General features: G+C 73.7%; 20 protein-coding genes. 10 read left to right on the top strand and 10 right to left on the bottom strand.

The features are described 5' to 3' along the window. Nucleotides 1-38 precede the first annotated feature (38 nt). Nucleotides 39-1,310 carry an exo-beta-N-acetylmuramidase NamZ domain-containing protein gene (locus TNCT1_RS23700; protein WP_143635466.1) on the bottom strand — a complete coding sequence of 424 codons (1,272 nt, stop codon included), beginning with the start codon at nt 1,308-1,310 and terminating at the stop codon, nt 39-41. Nucleotides 1,311-1,490: 180 nt separating this feature from the next. Between TNCT1_RS23700 and TNCT1_RS23695 the strand changes: the two genes are divergently transcribed. From TNCT1_RS23695 to TNCT1_RS23685, 3 genes are read left to right on the top strand one after another with little or no spacing between them, the layout of a single operon-like run. Next, nucleotides 1,491-2,264, top strand: a complete 774-nt coding sequence (locus tag TNCT1_RS23695) for an SDR family oxidoreductase (protein ID WP_143635464.1) — start codon at nt 1,491-1,493, stop codon at nt 2,262-2,264. Next, a complete protein-coding gene (locus TNCT1_RS23690; RefSeq protein ID WP_143635462.1) occupies nt 2,261-3,940 on the top strand; it encodes a class I adenylate-forming enzyme family protein in 1,680 nt (559 codons plus the stop codon). The genes TNCT1_RS23695 and TNCT1_RS23690 overlap by 4 nt, the downstream gene beginning before the upstream one ends. A 26-nt stretch (nt 3,941-3,966) precedes the next feature. Continuing rightward, nucleotides 3,967-4,560 carry a TetR/AcrR family transcriptional regulator gene (locus TNCT1_RS23685; RefSeq protein WP_143635460.1) on the top strand — a complete coding sequence of 198 codons (594 nt, stop codon included), beginning with the start codon at nt 3,967-3,969 and terminating at the stop codon, nt 4,558-4,560. Between the two features lie 82 nt (nt 4,561-4,642). On the opposite strand, the gene TNCT1_RS23680 is transcribed toward TNCT1_RS23685, so the two are convergent. Together TNCT1_RS23680 and TNCT1_RS23675 are read right to left on the bottom strand one after the other, a co-directional pair. Then, complete coding sequence (locus TNCT1_RS23680) at nt 4,643-5,857, bottom strand: acyl-CoA dehydrogenase family protein (RefSeq protein ID WP_143635458.1); 1,215 nt, start codon at nt 5,855-5,857, stop codon at nt 4,643-4,645. 6 nt (nt 5,858-5,863) lie between these two features. Continuing rightward, entirely contained in the window at nt 5,864-6,886 is a 1,023-nt protein-coding gene (locus tag TNCT1_RS23675) for a phosphotransferase family protein (RefSeq protein ID WP_143635456.1), read from the bottom strand. Between the two features lie 259 nt (nt 6,887-7,145). On the opposite strand from TNCT1_RS23675, the gene TNCT1_RS23670 reads away from it, so the two are divergent. Then, nucleotides 7,146-8,099: an NADP-dependent oxidoreductase gene (locus tag TNCT1_RS23670; protein WP_143635454.1), complete on the top strand. Its 954-nt coding sequence runs from the start codon at nt 7,146-7,148 to the stop codon at nt 8,097-8,099. 90 nt (nt 8,100-8,189) lie between these two features. On the opposite strand, the gene TNCT1_RS23665 is transcribed toward TNCT1_RS23670, so the two are convergent. From TNCT1_RS23665 to TNCT1_RS23650, 4 genes are read right to left on the bottom strand one after another with little or no spacing between them, the layout of a single operon-like run. After that, entirely contained in the window at nt 8,190-8,513 is a 324-nt protein-coding gene (locus tag TNCT1_RS23665; RefSeq protein WP_143635452.1) for a DUF202 domain-containing protein, read from the bottom strand. Then, a complete protein-coding gene (locus tag TNCT1_RS23660) occupies nt 8,501-8,893 on the bottom strand; it encodes a YidH family protein (protein WP_143635450.1) in 393 nt (130 codons plus the stop codon). Before TNCT1_RS23660 ends, TNCT1_RS23665 begins: the two co-directional genes overlap by 13 nt. Nucleotides 8,894-8,914: 21 nt before the next feature. Beyond that, the gene (locus TNCT1_RS23655; RefSeq protein WP_143635448.1) at nt 8,915-9,430 is read right to left on the bottom strand and encodes an NUDIX hydrolase; all 516 of its coding nucleotides are present in this window, start codon (nt 9,428-9,430) and stop codon (nt 8,915-8,917) included. Between the two features lie 32 nt (nt 9,431-9,462). Further along, complete coding sequence (locus TNCT1_RS23650) at nt 9,463-10,374, bottom strand: DMT family transporter (RefSeq protein WP_174266420.1); 912 nt, start codon at nt 10,372-10,374, stop codon at nt 9,463-9,465. A 413-nt stretch (nt 10,375-10,787) separates the two neighbouring features. Between TNCT1_RS23650 and TNCT1_RS23645 the strand changes: the two genes are divergently transcribed. Genes TNCT1_RS23645 through TNCT1_RS23635 form a run of 3 tightly spaced genes read left to right on the top strand, consistent with a single transcriptional unit; the run spans nt 10,788 to nt 13,253 of the window. Further along, nucleotides 10,788-11,855: a hypothetical protein gene (locus TNCT1_RS23645; protein WP_373920500.1), complete on the top strand. Its 1,068-nt coding sequence runs from the start codon at nt 10,788-10,790 to the stop codon at nt 11,853-11,855. A gap of 53 nt (nt 11,856-11,908) precedes the next feature. Further along, on the top strand, nt 11,909-12,643 hold the full coding sequence (locus TNCT1_RS23640) for a molybdopterin-dependent oxidoreductase (RefSeq protein ID WP_143635444.1): 735 nt from the start codon (nt 11,909-11,911) through the stop codon (nt 12,641-12,643). Then, nucleotides 12,627-13,253 carry a cytochrome b/b6 domain-containing protein gene (locus tag TNCT1_RS23635; protein ID WP_143635442.1) on the top strand — a complete coding sequence of 209 codons (627 nt, stop codon included), beginning with the start codon at nt 12,627-12,629 and terminating at the stop codon, nt 13,251-13,253. The genes TNCT1_RS23640 and TNCT1_RS23635 overlap by 17 nt, the downstream gene beginning before the upstream one ends. 91 nt (nt 13,254-13,344) lie before the next feature. On the opposite strand, the gene TNCT1_RS23630 is transcribed toward TNCT1_RS23635, so the two are convergent. Together TNCT1_RS23630 and TNCT1_RS23625 are read right to left on the bottom strand one after the other, a co-directional pair. Next, nucleotides 13,345-14,742: a GntP family permease gene (locus TNCT1_RS23630; protein ID WP_143635440.1), complete on the bottom strand. Its 1,398-nt coding sequence runs from the start codon at nt 14,740-14,742 to the stop codon at nt 13,345-13,347. A gap of 39 nt (nt 14,743-14,781) precedes the next feature. After that, nucleotides 14,782-15,300 (bottom strand): gluconokinase, encoded by a 519-nt coding sequence (locus TNCT1_RS23625; protein ID WP_143635438.1) that lies wholly within the window; start codon nt 15,298-15,300, stop codon nt 14,782-14,784. A 140-nt stretch (nt 15,301-15,440) separates the two neighbouring features. On the opposite strand from TNCT1_RS23625, the gene TNCT1_RS23620 reads away from it, so the two are divergent. Continuing rightward, complete coding sequence (locus TNCT1_RS23620; protein ID WP_143635436.1) at nt 15,441-16,142, top strand: FadR/GntR family transcriptional regulator; 702 nt, start codon at nt 15,441-15,443, stop codon at nt 16,140-16,142. Between the two features lie 32 nt (nt 16,143-16,174). Here the strand turns inward: TNCT1_RS23620 and TNCT1_RS23615 are convergent, their stop codons facing one another. Continuing rightward, the gene (locus TNCT1_RS23615) at nt 16,175-16,549 is read right to left on the bottom strand and encodes a YchJ family protein (RefSeq protein ID WP_143635434.1); all 375 of its coding nucleotides are present in this window, start codon (nt 16,547-16,549) and stop codon (nt 16,175-16,177) included. Nucleotides 16,550-16,683: 134 nt separating this feature from the next. Here TNCT1_RS23615 and TNCT1_RS23610 point away from each other — a divergent pair, with 134 nt between their 5' ends. Both TNCT1_RS23610 and TNCT1_RS23605 read left to right on the top strand, forming a co-directional pair. Continuing rightward, nucleotides 16,684-16,995 (top strand): dsRBD fold-containing protein, encoded by a 312-nt coding sequence (locus tag TNCT1_RS23610; RefSeq protein WP_143635432.1) that lies wholly within the window; start codon nt 16,684-16,686, stop codon nt 16,993-16,995. An 11-nt stretch (nt 16,996-17,006) separates the two neighbouring features. Next, nucleotides 17,007-18,311, top strand: a complete 1,305-nt coding sequence (locus tag TNCT1_RS23605) for a phosphoribosyltransferase family protein (protein ID WP_143635430.1) — start codon at nt 17,007-17,009, stop codon at nt 18,309-18,311. Nucleotides 18,312-18,318 lie beyond the last annotated feature (7 nt).

The following is an 18,318-nucleotide window of genomic DNA, read 5'->3' as shown; positions in this document are numbered from 1 at the left end:
CGTCCTGCGGCACGGGGGAGTTGGCCAGAGCGGGCGGCTCACCTGTAGAGGAGATATTTCCCGCGGACCTTGCGGAAGGCCGCCAGCTCGTCCTGCCAGGCGCCGACGACCTCGTCGGTGCCCGCGCCCGCGTCGATCATCGTCCGCACCCGGGAGGAACCGGTGAGCTTGTCGATCCAGTCGTCCGGCCGCCAGGCGAAGCCGTCCCAGACCTTCCGCGCGGTCACCAGCAGCGCGATCCCGGTGCGCACGGGATCGAAGGCGGCCCGGTCGTGCACGTGGATCTGCACGCCTCCGGCCGTCTTCCCCTGGAACTTGGAGAACGTGGGCGCGAAGTACGCCTCCCGGAACCGCACGCCCGGCAGCCCCGCCCCGTTGGCCTCGGCCGCCCACCGCCCGTCGATGCCCTCGGCCCCGAGCAGCTCGAACGGGCGGGTCGTGCCCCGTCCCTCGGAGAGGTTGGTGCCCTCGAACAGACAGGTCCCCGAGTACACCAGCGCGGTGTCCGGCGTGGGCATGTTCGGGCTCGGCGGCACCCAGGGCAGGCCCGACGCGTCGTAGAACCGGTCGCGCTTCCAGCCCGTCATCCGGACGGTCTCCAGCCGGACCGCCCCGTCCAGGAACTCCCCGTTGAACAGCAGGGCCAGCTCGGCCACCGTCATCCCGTGCGCCTGCGCGATCGGCTGCCGCCCGACGAACGTGGCGAACTCCCGGTGCAGCACCGGCCCCTGGGCCGAGCGGCCGGTCACCGGGTTGGGCCGGTCCAGCACGACGAAGCTCTTGCCCGCCAGCCGGGCCGCCTCCATGCAGTCGTACAGGGTCCAGATGTACGTGTAGAAGCGGGCGCCGACGTCCTGGATGTCGAAGACGACCGTGTCCACGCCGGAGGCGGTGAACACGTCGGCCAGCGGCTGACCGCTCTTCAGGTACGTGTCGAAGACCGGCAGGCCGGTCGCCGGGTCGTCGTAGCGGCCCTCGGAGCCGCCCGCCTGGGCGGTGCCGCGGAAGCCGTGCTCCGGGCCGAAGACGGCGGTCAGCCGCACCCGGGGGTCCGCGTGCATGACGTCGACGATGTGCCGGGCGTCGCGGGTGATCCCGGTGGGGTTGGTGACGACGCCGACGCGCCGGCCGTCGAGGAGGCGGTAGCCGTCGGCCGAGAGCCGCTCGAAGCCGGTGCGCGGATGCTCAGCGGCGGCTGCCGCCGCCGGGAGGGTGGCGGTGGCCCTGGACGCCGCCAGCAGGGCCGGCGCCGCGGGAAGGGCCGCGCCGGCCGTGGCCGCCGCCAGTACGCTCCGTCTGGACAGGTGCACGAGGAGACCTCCGTGGGTCGGGAAGTGCGGGCCGTGCGTGGCGGTTCGTGCCCACGCGGCGGAGTCGCACATCGGTACGGCCCCGCGCCCTAGGTTTGATCCGGCCACCCTTCCCTCACACATACCGACCGGTTAGTCTGGCGCTCGCTGAGCCGAGTCGCGTCGCGTCGAAGGAGACCGATGGTGAAAGCCGTGCAGGATGCGGGAGTGGTCGTCACCGGAGCGGGCGGGGGGATCGGAGCCGCGCTGGCCCGGCGGTTCGCCGCCGAGGGCGCCCGCGTGGTCGTCAACGACCTGGACGCCGGCAAGGCCGCGGCCGTGGCCGAGGAGATCGGCGGGACGGCCGTGCCCGGGGACGCCTCGGCCGTCGTCGGCGAGGCCCGCGACGCGCTCGGCGGCACGGTGGACGTCTACTGCGCCAACGCCGGCGTCGCCTTCGAGGACGCCGGACCCGGCAAGCCGCTGGACGAGCGGGCCTGGGCCGCCTCCTGGGACGTCAACGTGATGGCGCACGTCCGCGCGGCCCAGGAACTGCTGCCGGGCTGGCTGGAGCGCGGCGCGGGCCGCTTCGTGTCCACCGTCTCGGCCGCCGGGCTCCTCACCATGATCGGCGCCCCGTCCTACGCCGTCACCAAGCACGGTGCGCTGGCCTTCGCCGAGTGGCTGTCGCTGACCTACCGCCACCGGGGCGTCAAGGTGCACGCCATCTGCCCGCAGGGCGTGCGCACCGACATGCTGGCCGCCACCGGCAGCGCGGGCGACCTGGTGCTGCAGCCCACCGCGATCGAGCCCGAGGACGTCGCGGACGCCCTGTTCCGGGGCATCGAGGAGGACCGCTTCCTGATCCTGCCGCACCCCGAGGTCGCCGAGTACTACCAGGCCAGGGCCGCCGTCCCGGACCGCTGGCTGGCCGGCATGAACCACATCCAGCGCAAGTGGGAGGCCACCCGATGAGCGGCTCCCGCTACGCGGCCCGGCCCTGGCTGGCCCTGCTCGACGAGGCCCAGCGCGCCCCGGTCGACCCCGCCGACTCCCTGGTGCACGCCCTGCGCCGCGCCGTCGCCGAGGCCCCCGACCGCACCTTCCTCACCTACTTCGACGCCCGGCTCGGCTACCGGGAGACCGACGAGCTGACCGACTCGGTCGCCGCCCACCTCGCCGGGCGCGGCCTGCGGCGCGGCGACCGGGTGGCCGTGCTGCTGCAGAACTCCCCGCACTTCGTGCTCGCCGTCCTCGGCGCCTGGAAGGCGGGCGCCACCGTGGTGCCGGTCAACCCCATGTACAAGTCGGCCGAGGTCGCCCACGTGCTGCGGGACGCCGAGGTCACCGCGCTGGTCTGCTCCGACCGGGCCTGGGAGTCGTACCTGCGGGACACGGCCGCCGATTCGCCGGTAAGCGTCGTGCTCACCGCCTGCGAGCTGGACCTCCAGACCCGTGACGACGCGCGCGTACTCGGCTTCGAGCGGCTGCCAAAGGCCCCCGACGCCGACGACCTCCTGGCCGTCGCCCGGCAGGGCGGCCGGGCCCCGGCGGGCCGCGACCCGCTGCCCGGCGACATCGCCCTGATCAGCTACACCTCGGGCACCAGCGGCACCCCCAAGGGCGCCACCAACACGCACGGCAACATCATGCACAACGCCGAACGCCAGCGGACCGGTCTCGCCCTGCCCGAGGCGCCCGTCTACTACGCGCTCGCGCCCCTGTTCCACATCACCGGCATGGTCTGCCAGTTCGGCGCCTGCCTGAACAGCACCGGCACCCTGGTGCTCACCTACCGCTTCGAGCCCGGCGTGGTCCTGGAGGCCTTCGCCGAGCACCGCCCGCACTACACGGTCGGCCCGTCCACCGCGTTCATGGCGCTCGCCGCGCACCCGGACGTCACCGCCGAGCACTTCTCCTCCTTCGTCAACATCTCCTCCGGCGGCGCCCCCGTGCCGCCCGCCCTGGTGGAGCGGTTCCGCGACCGCTTCGGGCCGTACATCCGCACCGGCTACGGCCTCACCGAGTGCACCGCGCCGTGCGCCTCCGTGCCGCCCGGCCTCGAGGCGCCCGTCGACCCCGTCTCCGGGACCCTCTCGGTCGGCCTGCCCGGCGCCGACACGGTGGTGCGGATCCTGGACGACCGGGGCGCGGAGCTCCCCTTCGGGGAGCAGGGCGAGATCGTCGTACGCGGCCCGCAGGTCGTCCCCGGCTACTGGCGGCGGCCCGACGCCACCGCCGAGACCTTCCCGGACGGCGAACTGCGCACCGGCGACATCGGGTTCATGGACGAGCAGGGCTGGCTCTACGTGGTCGACCGCAAGAAGGACATGATCAACGCGTCCGGCTTCAAGGTCTGGCCGCGCGAGGTCGAGGACGTCCTGTACACCCATCCGGCGGTGCGCGAGGCGGCCGTCGTGGGCGTCCCGGACGGCTACCGCGGCGAGACCGTCAAGGCCTACATCAGCCTGCGCCCGGGCTCCGACACGGACCCCGGTGAACTCGCGGTGTACTGCAAGGAGAGACTGGCCGCCTACAAGTACCCGCGGCAGGTGGAGATCCTGCCCGACCTGCCCAAGACGGCGAGTGGGAAGATCCTCCGGCGGGAACTGCGCACCCGGGCGCAGGACAGCGGCAACGACAGTCGGTAGACACGACGGAAAGGCAGGTGGCGGCAGTGCCCAGGACGACGGACGGAGACGGGACGCCCGTCCCGCAGCGGCTGCTGGACGCCGCCACCCGCCTCTTCGCCGAGCAGGGTTACGACCGCACCTCGGTGCAGGAGATCGTGGAGGCGGCCGGCGTCACCAAGGGGGCGCTGTACCACTACTTCGGCTCCAAGGACGACCTGCTGCACGAGGTGTACGCGCGCGTGCTGCGCATCCAGCAGGAGCGCCTCGACACCTTCGCCAACGCCGACGAGCCGGTCGAGAAGCGGCTCAGGGGCGCGGCGGCCGACGTCGTCGTCACGACGATCGAGAACCTCGACGACGCGATGATCTTCTTCCGCTCCATGCACCAGCTGAGCCCGGAGAAGAACAAGCAGGTGCGCGCCGAGCGCCGGCGCTACCACGAGCGCTTCCGCGCGCTCATCGAGGAGGGCCAGCGCGAGGGCGTCTTCTCCACCGCGACCCCGGCGGACCTGGTCGTCGACTACCACTTCGGCTCGGTCCACCACCTGTCGACCTGGTACCGCCCCGACGGCCCGCTCACCCCGCAGCAGGTCGCCGACCACCTGGCCGACCTGCTGCTGCGGGCGCTGCGCCCGTGACCGGCGGCGGACGCGCGTGAGCCCCTGACCGGGCACGCGGAGGGGCGGCCGCCACGGGCGGCCGCCCCTCCGCCGCGTTCCCCTACAGGTACTTCTTCAGCTCGCGCCGGGCCAGCGAGCGCTGGTGCACCTCGTCCGGGCCGTCGGCGAGCATCAGGGTGCGGGCGCTCGCGTACAGCTCGGCCAGCGGGAAGTCCTGGCTCACGCCGCCCGCGCCGTGGAGCTGGATCGCCCGGTCCAGGATGCCGACCACCGCGCGCGGTGTGGCGATCTTGATGGCCTGGATCTCCGTGTGCGCGCCCCGGTTGCCGACGGTGTCCATCAGCCAGGCCGTCTTCAGCACCAGCAGCCGCAGCTGCTCGACGGTGACCCGCGCGTCGGCGATCCAGTTCTGCACCACGCCCTGCTGGGCCAGCGCCTTGCCGAAGGCGGTCCGGGACACCGCACGCCGGCACATCAGCTCGATCGCCCGCTCGGCCATGCCGATCAGCCGCATGCAGTGGTGGATCCGGCCGGGGCCGAGCCGGGCCTGGGCGATGGCGAAGCCGCCGCCCTCCTCGCCGATCAGGCTGGTGACCGGCACGCGCGCGTGGTCGAAGACCACCTCGGCGTGGCCGCCGTGGGAGTGGTCCTCGTAGCCGAAGACCTGCATCGCGCGCCTGACCGTCACGCCGGGGGTGTCGCGCGGGACCAGCACCATGGACTGCTGGCGGCGGATGTCGGCGCCGTCCGGGTCCGTCTTGCCCATGACGATGAAGATCCTGCAGTCCGGGTTCATCGCCCCGGAGATGTACCACTTGCGGCCCGTGATGACGTACTCGTCGCCGTCCCGCTCGATGTGCGTGGTGATGTTGGTGGCGTCCGAGGAGGCCACCTCCGGCTCGGTCATCGCGAACGCCGAGCGGATCTCACCCGCCAGCAGCGGCTCCAGCCACTGCTTCTTCTGCCGCTCGTCGCCGAACTGCGCCAGCACCTCCATGTTCCCGGTGTCGGGCGCGGCGCAGTTCGTCGCGGTCGGCGCCAGGTGCGGGGAGCGGCCGGTGATCTCGGCGAGCGGCGCGTACTGCAGGTTCGTCAGACCGGCGCCGTGCTCGGCGTCGGGCAGGAAGAGGTTCCACAGGCCCTGCCTGCGCGCCTCGGCCTTCAGCTCCTCCACCACGGCCGGGGTGTCCCACGGCGAGGCCAGCGCGGCCCGCTGCTCCTCGGCGACCGGCTCGGCCGGGTACACGTACTCGTCCATGAAGGCCAGCAGCCTGGCGCGCAGCTCCTCGGTGCGCGCGTCGAACGCGAAGTCCATGTGCGGTCAGCCTTCCTGAAGAGTGGTCAGTCCGTGGTCGATGAAGACGGGCACCAGCTCGCCGATCCGGTCGAAGCCGCGCCCGACCGTCTGGCCGAGCGTGTACCGGTAGTGGATGCCCTCCAGGATCACGGCGAGCTTGAACCAGGCGAACGCCGTGTACCAGGAGACGGCGGAGACGTCGCGGCCCGAGCGCTCGGCGTACCGCTCGATCAGCTCGGCGGGGGAGGGGTGCCCGGGCGCCTCGGCGGTCGTGGACACCGGCGACTCCGGCAGGCCGAGCGGCGTGCTGTACATGACCAGCAGGCCCAGGTCGGTGAGCGGGTCGCCGAGGGTCGACATCTCCCAGTCGAGGATGGCCCTGATGCTGTCGTCGGGGCCGATCAGCACGTTGTCCAGCCGGTAGTCGCCGTGGACGACGGCCGGGGCGGGCGAGGCGGGCAGGGCCCGGCCGAGTGCCGCGTGCAGCTCGTCGACGCCCGCGAGCTCGCGGTTGCGGGAGGCGTCGAGCTGCTTGCCCCAGCGGCGCAGCTGGCGGTCCAGGAAGCCCTCCGGACGCCCGAAGTCCTCCAGCCCCACGGCCGCCGGGTCCACGCCGTGCAGCCCGACCAGCGTGTCCACGAGCGAGAGCACCGCGTCCCGGGTCCGGGTCTCGCCGAGCGGGGCGAGCTGCCGGGCGGTGCGGTAGGGCGTACCCTCGACGAACTCCATGACGTAGAACGGCGCCCCGAGCACCTCCTCGTCCTCGCACAGCAGCACCGGCCGGGGGACCGGCACGTCCGTCGGGTGCAGTGCGCTGATCACCCGGTGCTCGCGCTTCATGTCGTGCGCGGTGGCCAGCACGTGACCGAGCGGCGGCCGCCGCACGACCCACCGCGAGGCGCCGTCGGAGAGCGCGTAGGTGAGGTTCGAGCGTCCGCCCTCGATCAGCCGGCCGTCGAGCGGGCCGTTCACCAGGCCGGGGCGCTCGCGGTCGAGCAGCGCGCGCAGCCGGTCGAGATCGAGCCCGGGCGGGTGGTCGGCGCTCATACATCACTCCTACGAACCGGTGAACAAGAACGGGTATCATGATGCCGACCGGTCGGTATGCCGTCCAGTACGCGTGCCGAACCTGCCCCCGAACGTGACCGGAGCCACCATAATCGCCGCGCGCCGCGAGCGCGGCGGACGATCACGGCGGCCCCCGCGGGGTACCGGTGACGGGGACATGGACGCTGCCGTCACGCGAACGGCGCACATCCCGGCACACCGGTTGCGTGGCGTACGAGGACCCCGGAGGGTCGTGGGCATGAAGGCCATCAGTTACAGCCGCTACGGCGGGCCCGAGGTGCTGGAGTACGGCGAGGCGGACGACCCCAAGGTCGGCCCCGACTCGGTGCTGGTCGCGGTCCGCGCCGCGGCCGTCAACCCGGTCGACTGGAAGTGCCGGGAGGGCTACCTGGACCAGATCCTGGACGCCGTCTTCCCGGTGATCCCCGGCTGGGACGTCAGCGGGGTGGTGGTGCAGCCCGGCGCCGCGGTCCCGGAGTTCTCCGTCGGCGACGAGGTCATCGGCTACGTCCGCGAGGACTTCCTGTCCCGCGGCACCTTCGCCGAGTACGTCGCCGCGCCCGTGCGCACCCTGGCCCGCAAGCCGCGCAACCTCTCCTTCGAGGAGGCCGCCGGGCTGCCGCTGGCCGGGCTCACGGCCTACCAGGTCCTGGTCGGGGCGCTGGAGGTCAAGCGCGGCGAGACCGTGCTGGTGCACGCGGCGGCCGGCGGGGTCGGCTCCCTGGCCGTCCAGATCGCCGCCCACCTCGGCGCCCGGGTGATCGGCACGGCGAGCGAGCACAACCACGACTTCGTGCGCGGGATCGGCGGCGAGCCGGTGAGCTACGGCGAGGGCCTGGCCGAGCGGGTGCGCGGACTCGCCCCCGAGGGCGTGGACGCCGCCTTCGACACCATCGGCGGCGACACCCTCAAGGCCTCGGCCAACCTGCTCGCCCCCGAGGGACGGCTGGTGTCCATCGCCGACCCGGAGGTGGTGAAGTACGGCGGCCGCTACTACTTCGTCCGGCCCGACGCCGAGGACCTGCGCAAGCTGTCCGAGCTGGCCGAGCAGGGCGTGGTGTCCGTGCACGTCCAGGAGACCTTCCCGCTGGAGCGGGCGGCGGACGCACACCGCCTGAGCCAGGAGGGACGCACCCGCGGCAAGATCGTGGTGACCGTCGCCGGTGAGGCCGGGGGCACCGCCTCCGCCTAGCAGGCTTCCGGGGTCCGGCGGCCGCCTCCGAGGCCGGGGCAGCCGCCTGGATCCCCGCGGCCGCCCCGGAGGGAGACGCCGGCGGCCGCGTCAGGTCACCAGGGTCACCGCGCACAGCGCCATCGCCACCGCGCACAGTGCCGCCGCCGCGGCCTGCCGGGGCGTGAGCGCGGGCGGCCGGGCGGTGGCCGCCAGGGCGCGGATGCGGTGCTGGGCCACCCACAGGAGGACCAGCCAGAGCCCGCAGCACAGCACGGATCCGGCGATCGCGGCGGCCGACGCACCGCCGTGCAGCGCGGCCCTGACCGCGAGCACGGCGGCCACGGCGGCCGACAGCGTCGTACGGCGCCAGGCCAGCCGGGTGCGCTCCGGCTGGAGCCCCGGATCGCGCTCCGCCGTGCTCACCCCTCCCACCCGACCAGCACCACCACGACCATCGCGACCGCCACCACCGCCACGACCAGGCTCAGCACCGCGGGGAACCGGGAGGCGGGCAGGTCCTCGCCCCGCCGCATCGCCCGTTCGCAGCTCACCCAGTGGTTCACCGCCCGCAGCGCGCACAGCACCCCGGCGCCGAGCAGCGCGAGCGCCAGACCGGTCCGCCACGCCCAGCGCAGGTGCGGCAGGAACTGGTCCACCGCGAACCCGCCGCCGATCAGCGCGAGCGCGGTCCGCAGCCAGGCCAGGAACGTGCGCTCGTTGGCCAGCGAGAACCGGTAGTCGGGCGTGCCGCCCTCTTCGCGCACGCGCTCCGGGGCGAACCAGAGCCGGACGTTGCGTACGAACTCACTCACGCGCAGGACCCTACCGGGGCGTCACCGGGCGGCGCGGAACGCCCGCAGCCGCTCGTAGGCCGCCACGCCGTCCGGCACCCACTCCCACTCGCCGAGCCGCCGCTCCACCTCGTCCGGCGTCAGGAAGTCGTGCCACTGCACCTCCTCGGCCTGCGGGTCCACCGGAAGGTCGCAGCACACCTCGTACACCGCCGACCACCAGCTCTTCCCGGCGCCGTCGTCGTAGAGGAACTTGAAGAGGAACTCCGGCCGGGGCAGCCCCGACACGCCCAGCTCCTCCTCCGCCTCGCGCAGCGCCGCCTCGTCGTAGGACTCGCCCGCGCCCACCACACCGCCGACGAACATGTCGTACAGGGAGGGGAAGACCAGTTTGGTGGGGGTGCGGCGGTGCACGAACAGACGCCCGGCCGCGTCCCGGGCCTGGATGAAGACGCACCGGTGGCGCAGGCCCCGGGCGTACGCCTCGCCGCGCGGGACCTGGGCGAGGACCCGGTCGTTGTCGTCGACGATGTCGAGGATCTCGTCAGCAGGGTTCATACCGGTATCCAAGCAGGACCGCACCCGCCGCCTCAGCGGGACTGCAGGTCCCGTGCGCGCTCCGCGTCCCGCGCCCTGGACGGCATCGCCGGGTGCAGCCCCAGCAGCACGATGCCCGCGACGATCGCCGCGAGCCCCGCCGCCTCCCAGGCCAGCGCCCCGGCGCCGGCGCGCAGCCGGTCGCCGAGGAAGCCCACCCCGCACAGGATGCCGGCCAGCGGCTGGGCGGCGGTGAGCGCCGGCAGCGACATGCGCAGCTCGGCCGTCTCGAAGGCGCTCTGCACCAGGACCAGCCCGGTGACGCCCAGCGCGAGCACGCCGTACGGCTGCCATCCGGTGAGCAGCCCGGTGAGGCCGCCGGCCGCGAAACGGGTGCCGCAGATCCGGGTCAGCGCGTCCTGCACGCCGTAGAGCAGCCCGGCGGCGGTGGCCAGCAGCACCGGGCCCCAGCTCAGCCGGGACCGCTTGGCCCAGGCGGTGAGCGCCAGGGCCGCGCCGAGCGTCGCGCCGATGATCAGCCAGTGCCGCACCGGATCGGTGACGGCGCTGCCGGCGCGCGGCTCGCCGGCCACGATGAACGCGCTCACGCCGCCCGCGAGCAGCCCGAGCCCCGCCCAGCCCTGGCGGCCGAGCGACTTCCCGGTCCGCAGCCGCGACAGGGCGAGCGCGAACAGCAGGTTGGTCGCGAGCAGCGGCTCGACCAGCGAGATCTCGCCCTTGCCGAGGGCGACCGCGCCGAGCGCCATGCCGGCCGCCATCAGCGCGATGCCGCCCAGCCAGCGCGGCACCCGCATCAGGTCCAGCAGCAGCCGGAAGGACAGGAAGTCGCTCAGCGGCGCCTGCTGCGCGGCGCTCTGCTGGAGCACGAACCCGAAGCCCACACAGCAGGCGGCGCTCACGGCGAGCAGAAGAACCAGAACGGACACGCGGCGCACCTCGATCATCCGGCCGGACCACGGACGCTGGGGCCTGTCCGACCATGCGCGTCGGATCGGCCCGCGGCGTCCGGTGCCGTGCATCGCAAGGCGGAGGGTCGCCCTCGTACTGGATGTACCTGGGCGCATCCGACAACGCGGCGAGGTGCGGTGCCAGGCGTCGCGGGCCCGGCGGGAATGGTCAGACAGGCCCTGGTGGCCGACTGTAGCCTCCGGGGAACGCCGCGCCATGGCGTTCGCCACACCGCCGCGCCCGCAGACCTCCCCCCGCACGCGGCGACCAGCGGGTCCGTGGCCCAAGTGGGCCTCACCACAGGGTGGTTGAAGAGGGCAACACTCCGGTTCCGCTTGACGCACACCTGGGCTGAGGGTTTGCTGTGCGTGATCGGCCGATGGCAGCCCGAGAAACAGGAAGTCCCGCGGTGCCCCCAATCCCGTCCCTGCTGAGCGCCCGCCGCGCCTTCCCGGACCTGCCGGGCGACACCGCCCCGGACGACTCCGGCGCCGCCGGCGCCTTCGACGCCGCCCTGGACGACGCCGAGCTCCTCGCCGCCCGGGCCGCGCTGGCCCAGGGCCGACGGCAGGCCACCCGCGCCCTGCTGCTGCGCACCGGCGACGACTGGGACCGCCGGGGACACCGCCTCACCGTGCTGGCCGGCGCACCCCAGGCCGTCGACTGGGCCCAGGACTGGCTGCTCGCCGAGCCCGAGTCGCCCGACGCCGCCGCCCTGCGCGCCCTGGCACTGGTCCGGCGGTCGTTGCGCGGCAAGGAGAGCCCGGACCGGGCCCGCGCCGCCTGCCGCGCCGCGGCCGCCCTCGCCCCCGCCGACCCCACGCCCTGGCTCGGCCTGCTCCAGCTGGCGCGCACCCAGGGCCCGGAGCGCGAGGTGCTGGACGCCTTCGCGGAGCTGCGTGAACGGCACCCGGAGCACCACCACGCCCACCACCTGCTGGTCGCCCGGCTCGCCGAGCGGCCCCAGGACGGCGGGGGCGAGTCCCACCTGGTGTACGACCTCGCCGAGCGGGCCGCCGTCGAGGCCCCCGCCGACTCCCCGCTGGCCGTGCTGCCGGTCGTCGCGTACGCCGAGCGCTACCGCGTCCTGGCCGCCACCGGCCTGGCCCCCTCGGACCCCGCCGCCGGCGGCCACTGGTCGGGCCCGCGGGCCCGCCGCGTCCTGCGCGCGGCCTTCGACTGGTGGCTGGAGTGGGAGCACGACGAGCACCCCCGCCGCCACACCGACCTCAACCACCTCGCCTTCGCCATGTCCTGCGCCGGCCGCCCGGCCGAGGCGGCGGCCCTGTTCCGGCGCATCGGCCGGCACGCCACCCGCGTCCCCTGGGCCTACCCGCACCGCGAGCCGTGGCCGGCCTTCCGCGCGGCCCGCGCCCGCGCGCTGGGCGGCCACCCGCGGCAGCGCGGCGGGAGCGCTCCCGCATCCGGGCGGGACGTCCTCGCGGAACTCGGGCGGGAAGTCATTACGGAACTCTGACCGGTGCCCGCACCCACTGGCCCGCCCCCGGCCGGAAGTGCTCGAATGAACACGTGAACCCCGAACCACCCGAGGACCCCGGCGCCCAGGGCCGGCCCGTCGGCCGCCGTGTCTTCCTCGGCACCCTCGCGCTGGGCGCGCTGGGCGTCGCCACCGCGCCGGTGCTGCAGCGCGGCCTCGAAGGCTTCCTCGGCGGCGTCTCCGGCAGCGATCCGACGGGCCTGACCGGTCTGCTGCCCAACGGCGGCGGCTTCCGCTACTACTCGGTGGCCGCGTCCGTCCCGCACAAGGGCCCCGCCGACTACCGGCTCACCGTCGACGGCCTGGTCGACCACCCGCACACCTACACCCTCGCCGACCTGCGCGCACTGCCGCAGACCCGGCTGGTCCGGGACGTCCAGTGCGTCACCGGCTGGCGGGTCCCGGGCACTCCCTTCCAGGGGGTGGCGCTCTCCCGGCTGCTGGACGCGGCCGGCGTACGGGCCGCCGGCCGGGCGGTCCGCTTCACCTGCTTCGACGGCACCTACACCGAGAGCCTCACCCTCGACCAGGCGCGGCGCCCGGACGTCCTGGTCGCCCTGCGCATGCAGGACAAGGACATCGGCCACGACCACGGCGGCCCGGTCCGCCTGTACGTGGCGCCCATGTACTTCTACAAGTCCGCGAAGTGGCTCTCCGGCATCACCGTCACCGACCGCGTCCGGCCCGGCTACTGGGAGCGGCTCGGCTACGACGTCGACGGCTGGGTCGGCCGGTCGAACGGACGGACCGATGAGCCTACGAGCTGACACCCCGGCGCCGCCGGACTCCCGCGTCCGCCGCTTCGGACCGGCCCAGCGCTGGGTGCACCGGGCCACGGCCGCCCTGATGGGCGTGTGCGTGATCACCGCGGCCTGTCTCTACGTCCCGCAGCTCGCCGTGCTCGTCGGCCGCCGGGATCTGGTCGTGCGGGTCCACGAGTGCGCCGGACTCGCCCTGCCCGTCCCCGTGCTGCTGGGTCTCGCCTCCCGCGCCTTCCGCGCCGACCTGCGCTTCCTCAACCGCTTCGGCCCGCACGACCGCGTCTGGCTGTGGGCCGCGCTGAGCCGGGACAAGCGCCGCTCCTCCCGGCCGGCGGGCAAGTTCAACGCCGGCCAGAAGGTCTACGCGGCCTGGATCGCGGGGGCGTCGCTGGTCATGCTCGGCACCGGTCTGATGATGTGGTTCACCCGGCTCACCCCGCTGGTCTGGCGCACCTCGGCCACCTTCGTGCACGACTGGCTGGCCCTGACGATCGGCGTGGTCCTGGCCGGTCACATCGGCATGGCGCTCGGTGACCCGGAGGCGCGGCGCGGACTGCGGACGGGCACGGTCAGCAGACGGTGGGCCGAACGGGAACACCCGCTCTGGCGGCCCTGAGACGCCGCTCGCCCCCTCCTCGGCGGCCGGGGAGGGGGCGAGTGGCGTCTCGACGCGGTGCGCACCGGCGCGGTGCGGGTGCGCACCGCGTCTATATGACGAGGGACAGCAGCAGGACCAGTCCGCCCGCGACCACCGAGATGATCGTCTCCATCACGGACCAGGTCTTCACGGTCTGTCCGACGCTCAGCCCGAAGTACTCCTTCACCAGCCAGAAACCGGCGTCGTTGACATGGCTGAAGAAGAGCGAGCCGGCGCCGATGGCGAGGACCAGCAGGGCGGTGTGGGTGGTCGACATGTCGGCCGCGAGCGGCGCGACCAGGCCGGCCGCCGAGACCGTGGCCACCGTCGCCGAGCCGGTGGCCAGCCGGATCGCGACCGCGATCAGCCAGGCCAGCAGCAGCGCCGGGATCGACCAGTCCTTGGAGATGTCCAGCACCATCTGGCCGACACCGCAGTCGATCAGCGTCTGCTTGAAGCCGCCGCCCGCACCCACGATGAGCAGGATGCCGGCGATCGGCATCAGGCCCTTCTCGACCGTCTGCTGCAGCCGGTCCTTGCTGAACCCGGCGGGCCGGCCCAGCGTGAAGAAGCCGACGATGACGGCGGCGAGCAGCGCGATCAGCGGGGAACCGACCACGTCGAAGACCCGCTGGGTCATGTTCGCGGTGTCGTCCACCACGATGTCCACCAGCGCCTTGGCCAGCATCAGCACCACCGGCAGCAGCACCGTGGCCAGCGTCGGGCCGAAGCCCGGACGGCGCTCCAGCTCCTCCGACGGGCGCTGCGGGATCATCCGCTCGGGAGCCGGGACGTCCACCCAGCGGGCGGCGAAACGCGAGAACACCGGACCGGCGATGATCACCGTGGGGACGGCGACCAGGATGCCGAGCGCCAGCGTGACGCCCAGGTTGGCCTTGACGGCGTCGATCGCGACCAGCGGGCCGGGGTGCGGCGGGATCAGGCCGTGCATCACGGACAGACCGGCCAGCGCCGGGATGCCGATGCGCATCAGGGAGTAGTTGCCGCGCTTGGCGACCATGAGCACGACCGGGATCAGCAGCACTATGCCGACCTCGAAGAACAGCGGCAGACCGATCACGGACGCGATCAGCACCATCGCCCACGGCATCGACCGCCCGCCCGCCTTGGCGAGGATCGTGTCGACGAGCTGGTCGGCGCCGCCGGAGTCGGCGAGGAGCTTGCCCAGGATCGCCCCGAGCGCGATCAGGACGCCCACGCCGGCCACGGTGCCGCCGAGCCCGGTGGTGAAACTGAGGATGGCCTTGTCCAGCGGCGCCCCGGCGACCGCGCCGAGCACCAGTGACCCGATGGTCAGCGACAGGAAGGCATGGAGCTTGAACTTGGTGATGAGCAGCACGATGACGGCGATGCCCACCAGGACGGCGATGCCGAGCTGGGCATGGCCGGCGGAGGTGATCGGCGGAGGTGCGTCCGCTGCCAGCATCTCGACGCTGAGTCTGGTCACGGGGGTTCCCTTGCAGGTACGGGGGACGGGGGTGAGGTGTTACTCGGAGGTGTCGGAAAACGCTTCGAGGGCCCGCACGGCGCGTGCGGTGATCTCCTCGGGGCTGCCGCTGACGTCCACGGCCACTCCGGCCTCGTCCGGCTCCAGCGGCTCGAGCGTGGCGAACTGGGAGTCCAGCAGCGCGGTCGGCATGAAGTGACCCTGCCGGTGGGACATCCGGTCCGCGATCAGCTCGCGGTCGCCCGTCAGGTGGAGGAACACCACCCCCGGGGCGACGGCCCTGAGCCGGTCGCGGTACGACCGCTTCAGCGCCGAGCTGCTTGCCACCCCGCCGAGCCCGGCACGCCCGTGCGCCCAGTGCCCGATGGCTTCGAGCCACGGCCACCGGTCGGCGTCCTCGAGCGGAACGCCGGCCGACATCTTGTCGATGTTGGCCTGCGGGTGGAAGTCGTCGCCCTCGGCGTACGGGACGCCCAGCCGGGCGGCGAGCAACGGACCGATCGTGGTCTTGCCCGTCCCGGCGACGCCCATCACGACGACGACCTGGGGGGTGCGCATGACTGCCTCGCTGTCTTCCTCGACATCCGACGCCACATCGGCGTCGCCACACTGAAACCTATTAGGTACGACGAATTCAAGAGAGTGTGACGCATAAGTCTGACTTTTTGTGATCGTGATCCAGGCCGTACGCTGACTCCATGAGCACACCGGGCCGGGGGCTGCACGGCCGCGTACTGGACACCCTCGGTCCCGCGATCACCGCGGGTGAGTACCCGCCGGGCAGCGTGCTGCGTACCGACGAGCTGGCACAGCACTTCGAGGTCTCCCGCTCCGTGATGCGCGAGGCCGTGCGCGTACTGGAGTCCATGCACCTGGTCGAGTCCCGCCGCCGGGTCGGCGTCACCGTCCGCCCCAAGTGCGAGTGGAACGTCTACGACCCGCAGGTCATCCGGTGGCGGCTGGCGGGCGCCGACCGCCCGCACCAGCTCCGCTCCCTGACCGTGCTGCGCTCCGCGGTCGAACCCGTGGCCGCGGGCCTCGCCGCCGCCCACGCCACCCCCGAACAGTGCGCCGAACTCACCGAGTGCGCCCTCGGGATGGTGGCCAACTCAAGCGGACACCGGCTCCAGCAGTACCTGATCCACGACATCGCCTTCCACCGGGTCGTCCTCACCGCCTCCGGCAACGAGATGTTCGCCCGGCTCGGCGACGTCGTCGCCGAGGTGCTGGCCGGACGCACCCAGCACGAGGTCATGTTCGAGGACCCCGACCCGGCGGCCGTCACCCTGCACGTCCAGGTCGCCGAGGCGGTCCGCGAACGCGACCGCGCCCGCGCCGAACGGCTCACCAGGGAGATCACCGAGGGCGCCCTCCAGGAACTGGACATCCTGGCGCCCTGACCCCGCCGGGCCCGCCGCCACCGCGGCCGCGGTCAGCCGAGGAAGTCCCCGTCGACGTACACCCACGCCCCGTCCACCCGCTCGAACCGGCTGAGCTCGTGCAGCGAACCGCCCCGGTAGGAGGCGCGGAAGGTCACCGTCCCCGCCCGGTGGAACGCCGAGCCCTCACCGGTTTGAAGGATCTCCAGCCCCGTCCACCTCGTCCGCGGATCGAGGTCCAGCCGCTCGGGCCGGGTCCGCGGATGCCACGTCCGCAGCAGGTACGCCGCGTCCCCCCGGACGAACGCGCTGTACCGCGACCGCATCAGCGCCTCCGCGGTCGCAGCGGCGGCCGCCCCGGAGTGGAAACGGCCGCAGCAGGCGTCGTAGGGCCGGGGGAGCCCGCAGGGGCAGTCGCGCGAGGTCATGCCCCTCATTGTGCCCGGACCGCCGCACCGGTCCGCCGCCGGTGCGGCGCACGCCCGGCCGGTGCACAGTGGAAGGGGCGACGCGCGCCGGCGCGCCCCGTTCGGCCTCGCAGCGCAGTGAGGAGAGGCGGACGATGACCCGACCCCTGAGCAGCCGTCCTCCGTCCGTCAAGGAATGGCGGCTGAACCTGTACCTGTCCGAACACGACCCGGACACCACCGCCCGGATCGTCCTGGACACCGGAGACAACGTCCTGGAGAGCCACGCCGAGGCCCGCCGCAACCCGTACGACACGGCGGTGCCCGACATCGGCGACGAACTCGCCGCCGGACGCGCGCTGATCGCCATGGGCCGGCTGCTGGTGCGAGCGGCCACCGGCGACATGAAGGAGATGGGCGCGATGGACCGGGAGACCCCGGCGCCGCTCTGGCTGTCCCGCGAATGAGGGAGCCCACCGTGCTCTTCACCGACCGCACCGAGGCGGGACGGCGGCTGGGCGCCCGCCTCGAATACCTCAGAGGCCAGGACGTCGTGGTGCTGGCCCTGCCCCGGGGCGGCGTCCCGGTCGGCGCGCAGGTCGCCGAGGCCCTCGACGCACCGCTGGACGTCTGCATGGTCCGCAAACTGGGCGTGCCAACCCAGCCCGAACTGGGCATGGGCGCGATCGGCGAGGACGGCGTCCGCGTCGTCAACCAGGAGGTGCTGCACGCCGGCGGGGTCTCCCCGGACGAACTGGACCAGGTCGAGACGCACGAGCGCGCCGTCCTGGCCCAGCGGGCCGCCCGCTACCGCGGCGACCGCCGGCCCGCCGGCGTCGCCGGCCGCACCGTGGTGGTCGTCGACGACGGCGTCGCCACCGGCTCCACCGCGCGGGTCGCCTGCCGGATCGCCCGGGCCCGCGGCGCCGCCCGCATCGTCCTCGCGGTCCCCGTCGCACCCCAGGACTTCCCGCACCGGCTCGCCGGGGACGCCGACGACCTGGTCTGTCTCGCCACCCCGGCGCACTTCTACGCGATCGGCCAGTTCTACGGCGACTTCACCCAGGTCCCCGACGACGAGGTCACCGCCTGGCTGCGGCAGGCGGCCCACCATCACGAGCGCTTCGCCGGCCCCGGACCCGAGGACCGGGAGGCGGAGATCGCCGCCGGAGCCGTCCGGCTGCGCGGACGACTCACCCTGCCCGCGGGCGCCACGGGCGTCGTCGCGTTCGCCCACGGCAGCGGCAGCGGCCGGCACAGCCCCCGCAACCGGTTCGTCGCCGGCGGACTGAACCGGGCCGGACTCGGCACCCTGCTCTTCGACCTGCTCACCGAGGACGAGGAGGGGGACCGGGCCAACGTCTTCGACATCGGACTGCTGGCCGCCCGGCTCCACGACGTCACCCGGTGGCTGCGCGAGGAACCCGACACCGAAGGACTCGCGGTGGGCTACTTCGGCGCCAGCACCGGCGCGGCCGCCGCCCTGTGGGCCGCCGCCGAACCGTCGGCACGCCCCGCCGCCGTCGTCTCCCGCGGCGGCCGCCCCGACCTCGCCGGGCCCCGGCTGCCCGAGGTGACCGCGCCCACCCTGCTCATCGTGGGCGGCGCCGACCGGGAGGTGCTGCGGCTCAACCGGGCGGCACAGGCCGCGCTGACCTGCGAGAGCCGGCTCGAGGTCGTGCCCGGCGCCACCCATCTCTTCGAGGAGCCCGGCACGCTGGAGAGGGTGACCGAACTGGCCCGCGACTGGTTCACCGACCACATGGCGCCCGCGCGCGTCTAGGCCGCGA

The sequence above is a fragment of the Streptomyces sp. 1-11 genome (assembly GCF_007176755.1).
Lineage (GTDB): Bacteria > Actinomycetota > Actinomycetes > Streptomycetales > Streptomycetaceae > Streptomyces.
This window is presented reverse-complemented; position numbering and strand designations above follow the sequence as displayed.

Excerpts from the sequence above, each read along its gene's own strand:
- TNCT1_RS23695 (WP_143635464.1), top strand. The coding sequence starts at position 1,491 with ATGGTGAAAGCCGTGCAGGATGCGGGAGTGGTCGTCACCGGAGCGGGC.
- TNCT1_RS23690 (WP_143635462.1), top strand. The coding sequence starts at position 2,261 with ATGAGCGGCTCCCGCTACGCGGCCCGGCCCTGGCTGGCCCTGCTCGAC.
- TNCT1_RS23680 (WP_143635458.1), bottom strand. The coding sequence starts at position 5,857 with ATGGACTTCGCGTTCGACGCGCGCACCGAGGAGCTGCGCGCCAGGCTG.
- TNCT1_RS23675 (WP_143635456.1), bottom strand. The coding sequence starts at position 6,886 with ATGAGCGCCGACCACCCGCCCGGGCTCGATCTCGACCGGCTGCGCGCG.
- TNCT1_RS23670 (WP_143635454.1), top strand. The coding sequence starts at position 7,146 with ATGAAGGCCATCAGTTACAGCCGCTACGGCGGGCCCGAGGTGCTGGAG.
- TNCT1_RS23655 (WP_143635448.1), bottom strand. The coding sequence starts at position 9,430 with ATGAACCCTGCTGACGAGATCCTCGACATCGTCGACGACAACGACCGG.
- TNCT1_RS23650 (WP_174266420.1), bottom strand. The coding sequence starts at position 10,374 with ATGATCGAGGTGCGCCGCGTGTCCGTTCTGGTTCTTCTGCTCGCCGTG.
- TNCT1_RS23635 (WP_143635442.1), top strand. The coding sequence starts at position 12,627 with ATGAGCCTACGAGCTGACACCCCGGCGCCGCCGGACTCCCGCGTCCGC.
- TNCT1_RS23625 (WP_143635438.1), bottom strand. The coding sequence starts at position 15,300 with ATGCGCACCCCCCAGGTCGTCGTCGTGATGGGCGTCGCCGGGACGGGC.
- TNCT1_RS23620 (WP_143635436.1), top strand. The coding sequence starts at position 15,441 with ATGAGCACACCGGGCCGGGGGCTGCACGGCCGCGTACTGGACACCCTC.
- TNCT1_RS23615 (WP_143635434.1), bottom strand. The coding sequence starts at position 16,549 with ATGACCTCGCGCGACTGCCCCTGCGGGCTCCCCCGGCCCTACGACGCC.
- TNCT1_RS23610 (WP_143635432.1), top strand. The coding sequence starts at position 16,684 with ATGACCCGACCCCTGAGCAGCCGTCCTCCGTCCGTCAAGGAATGGCGG.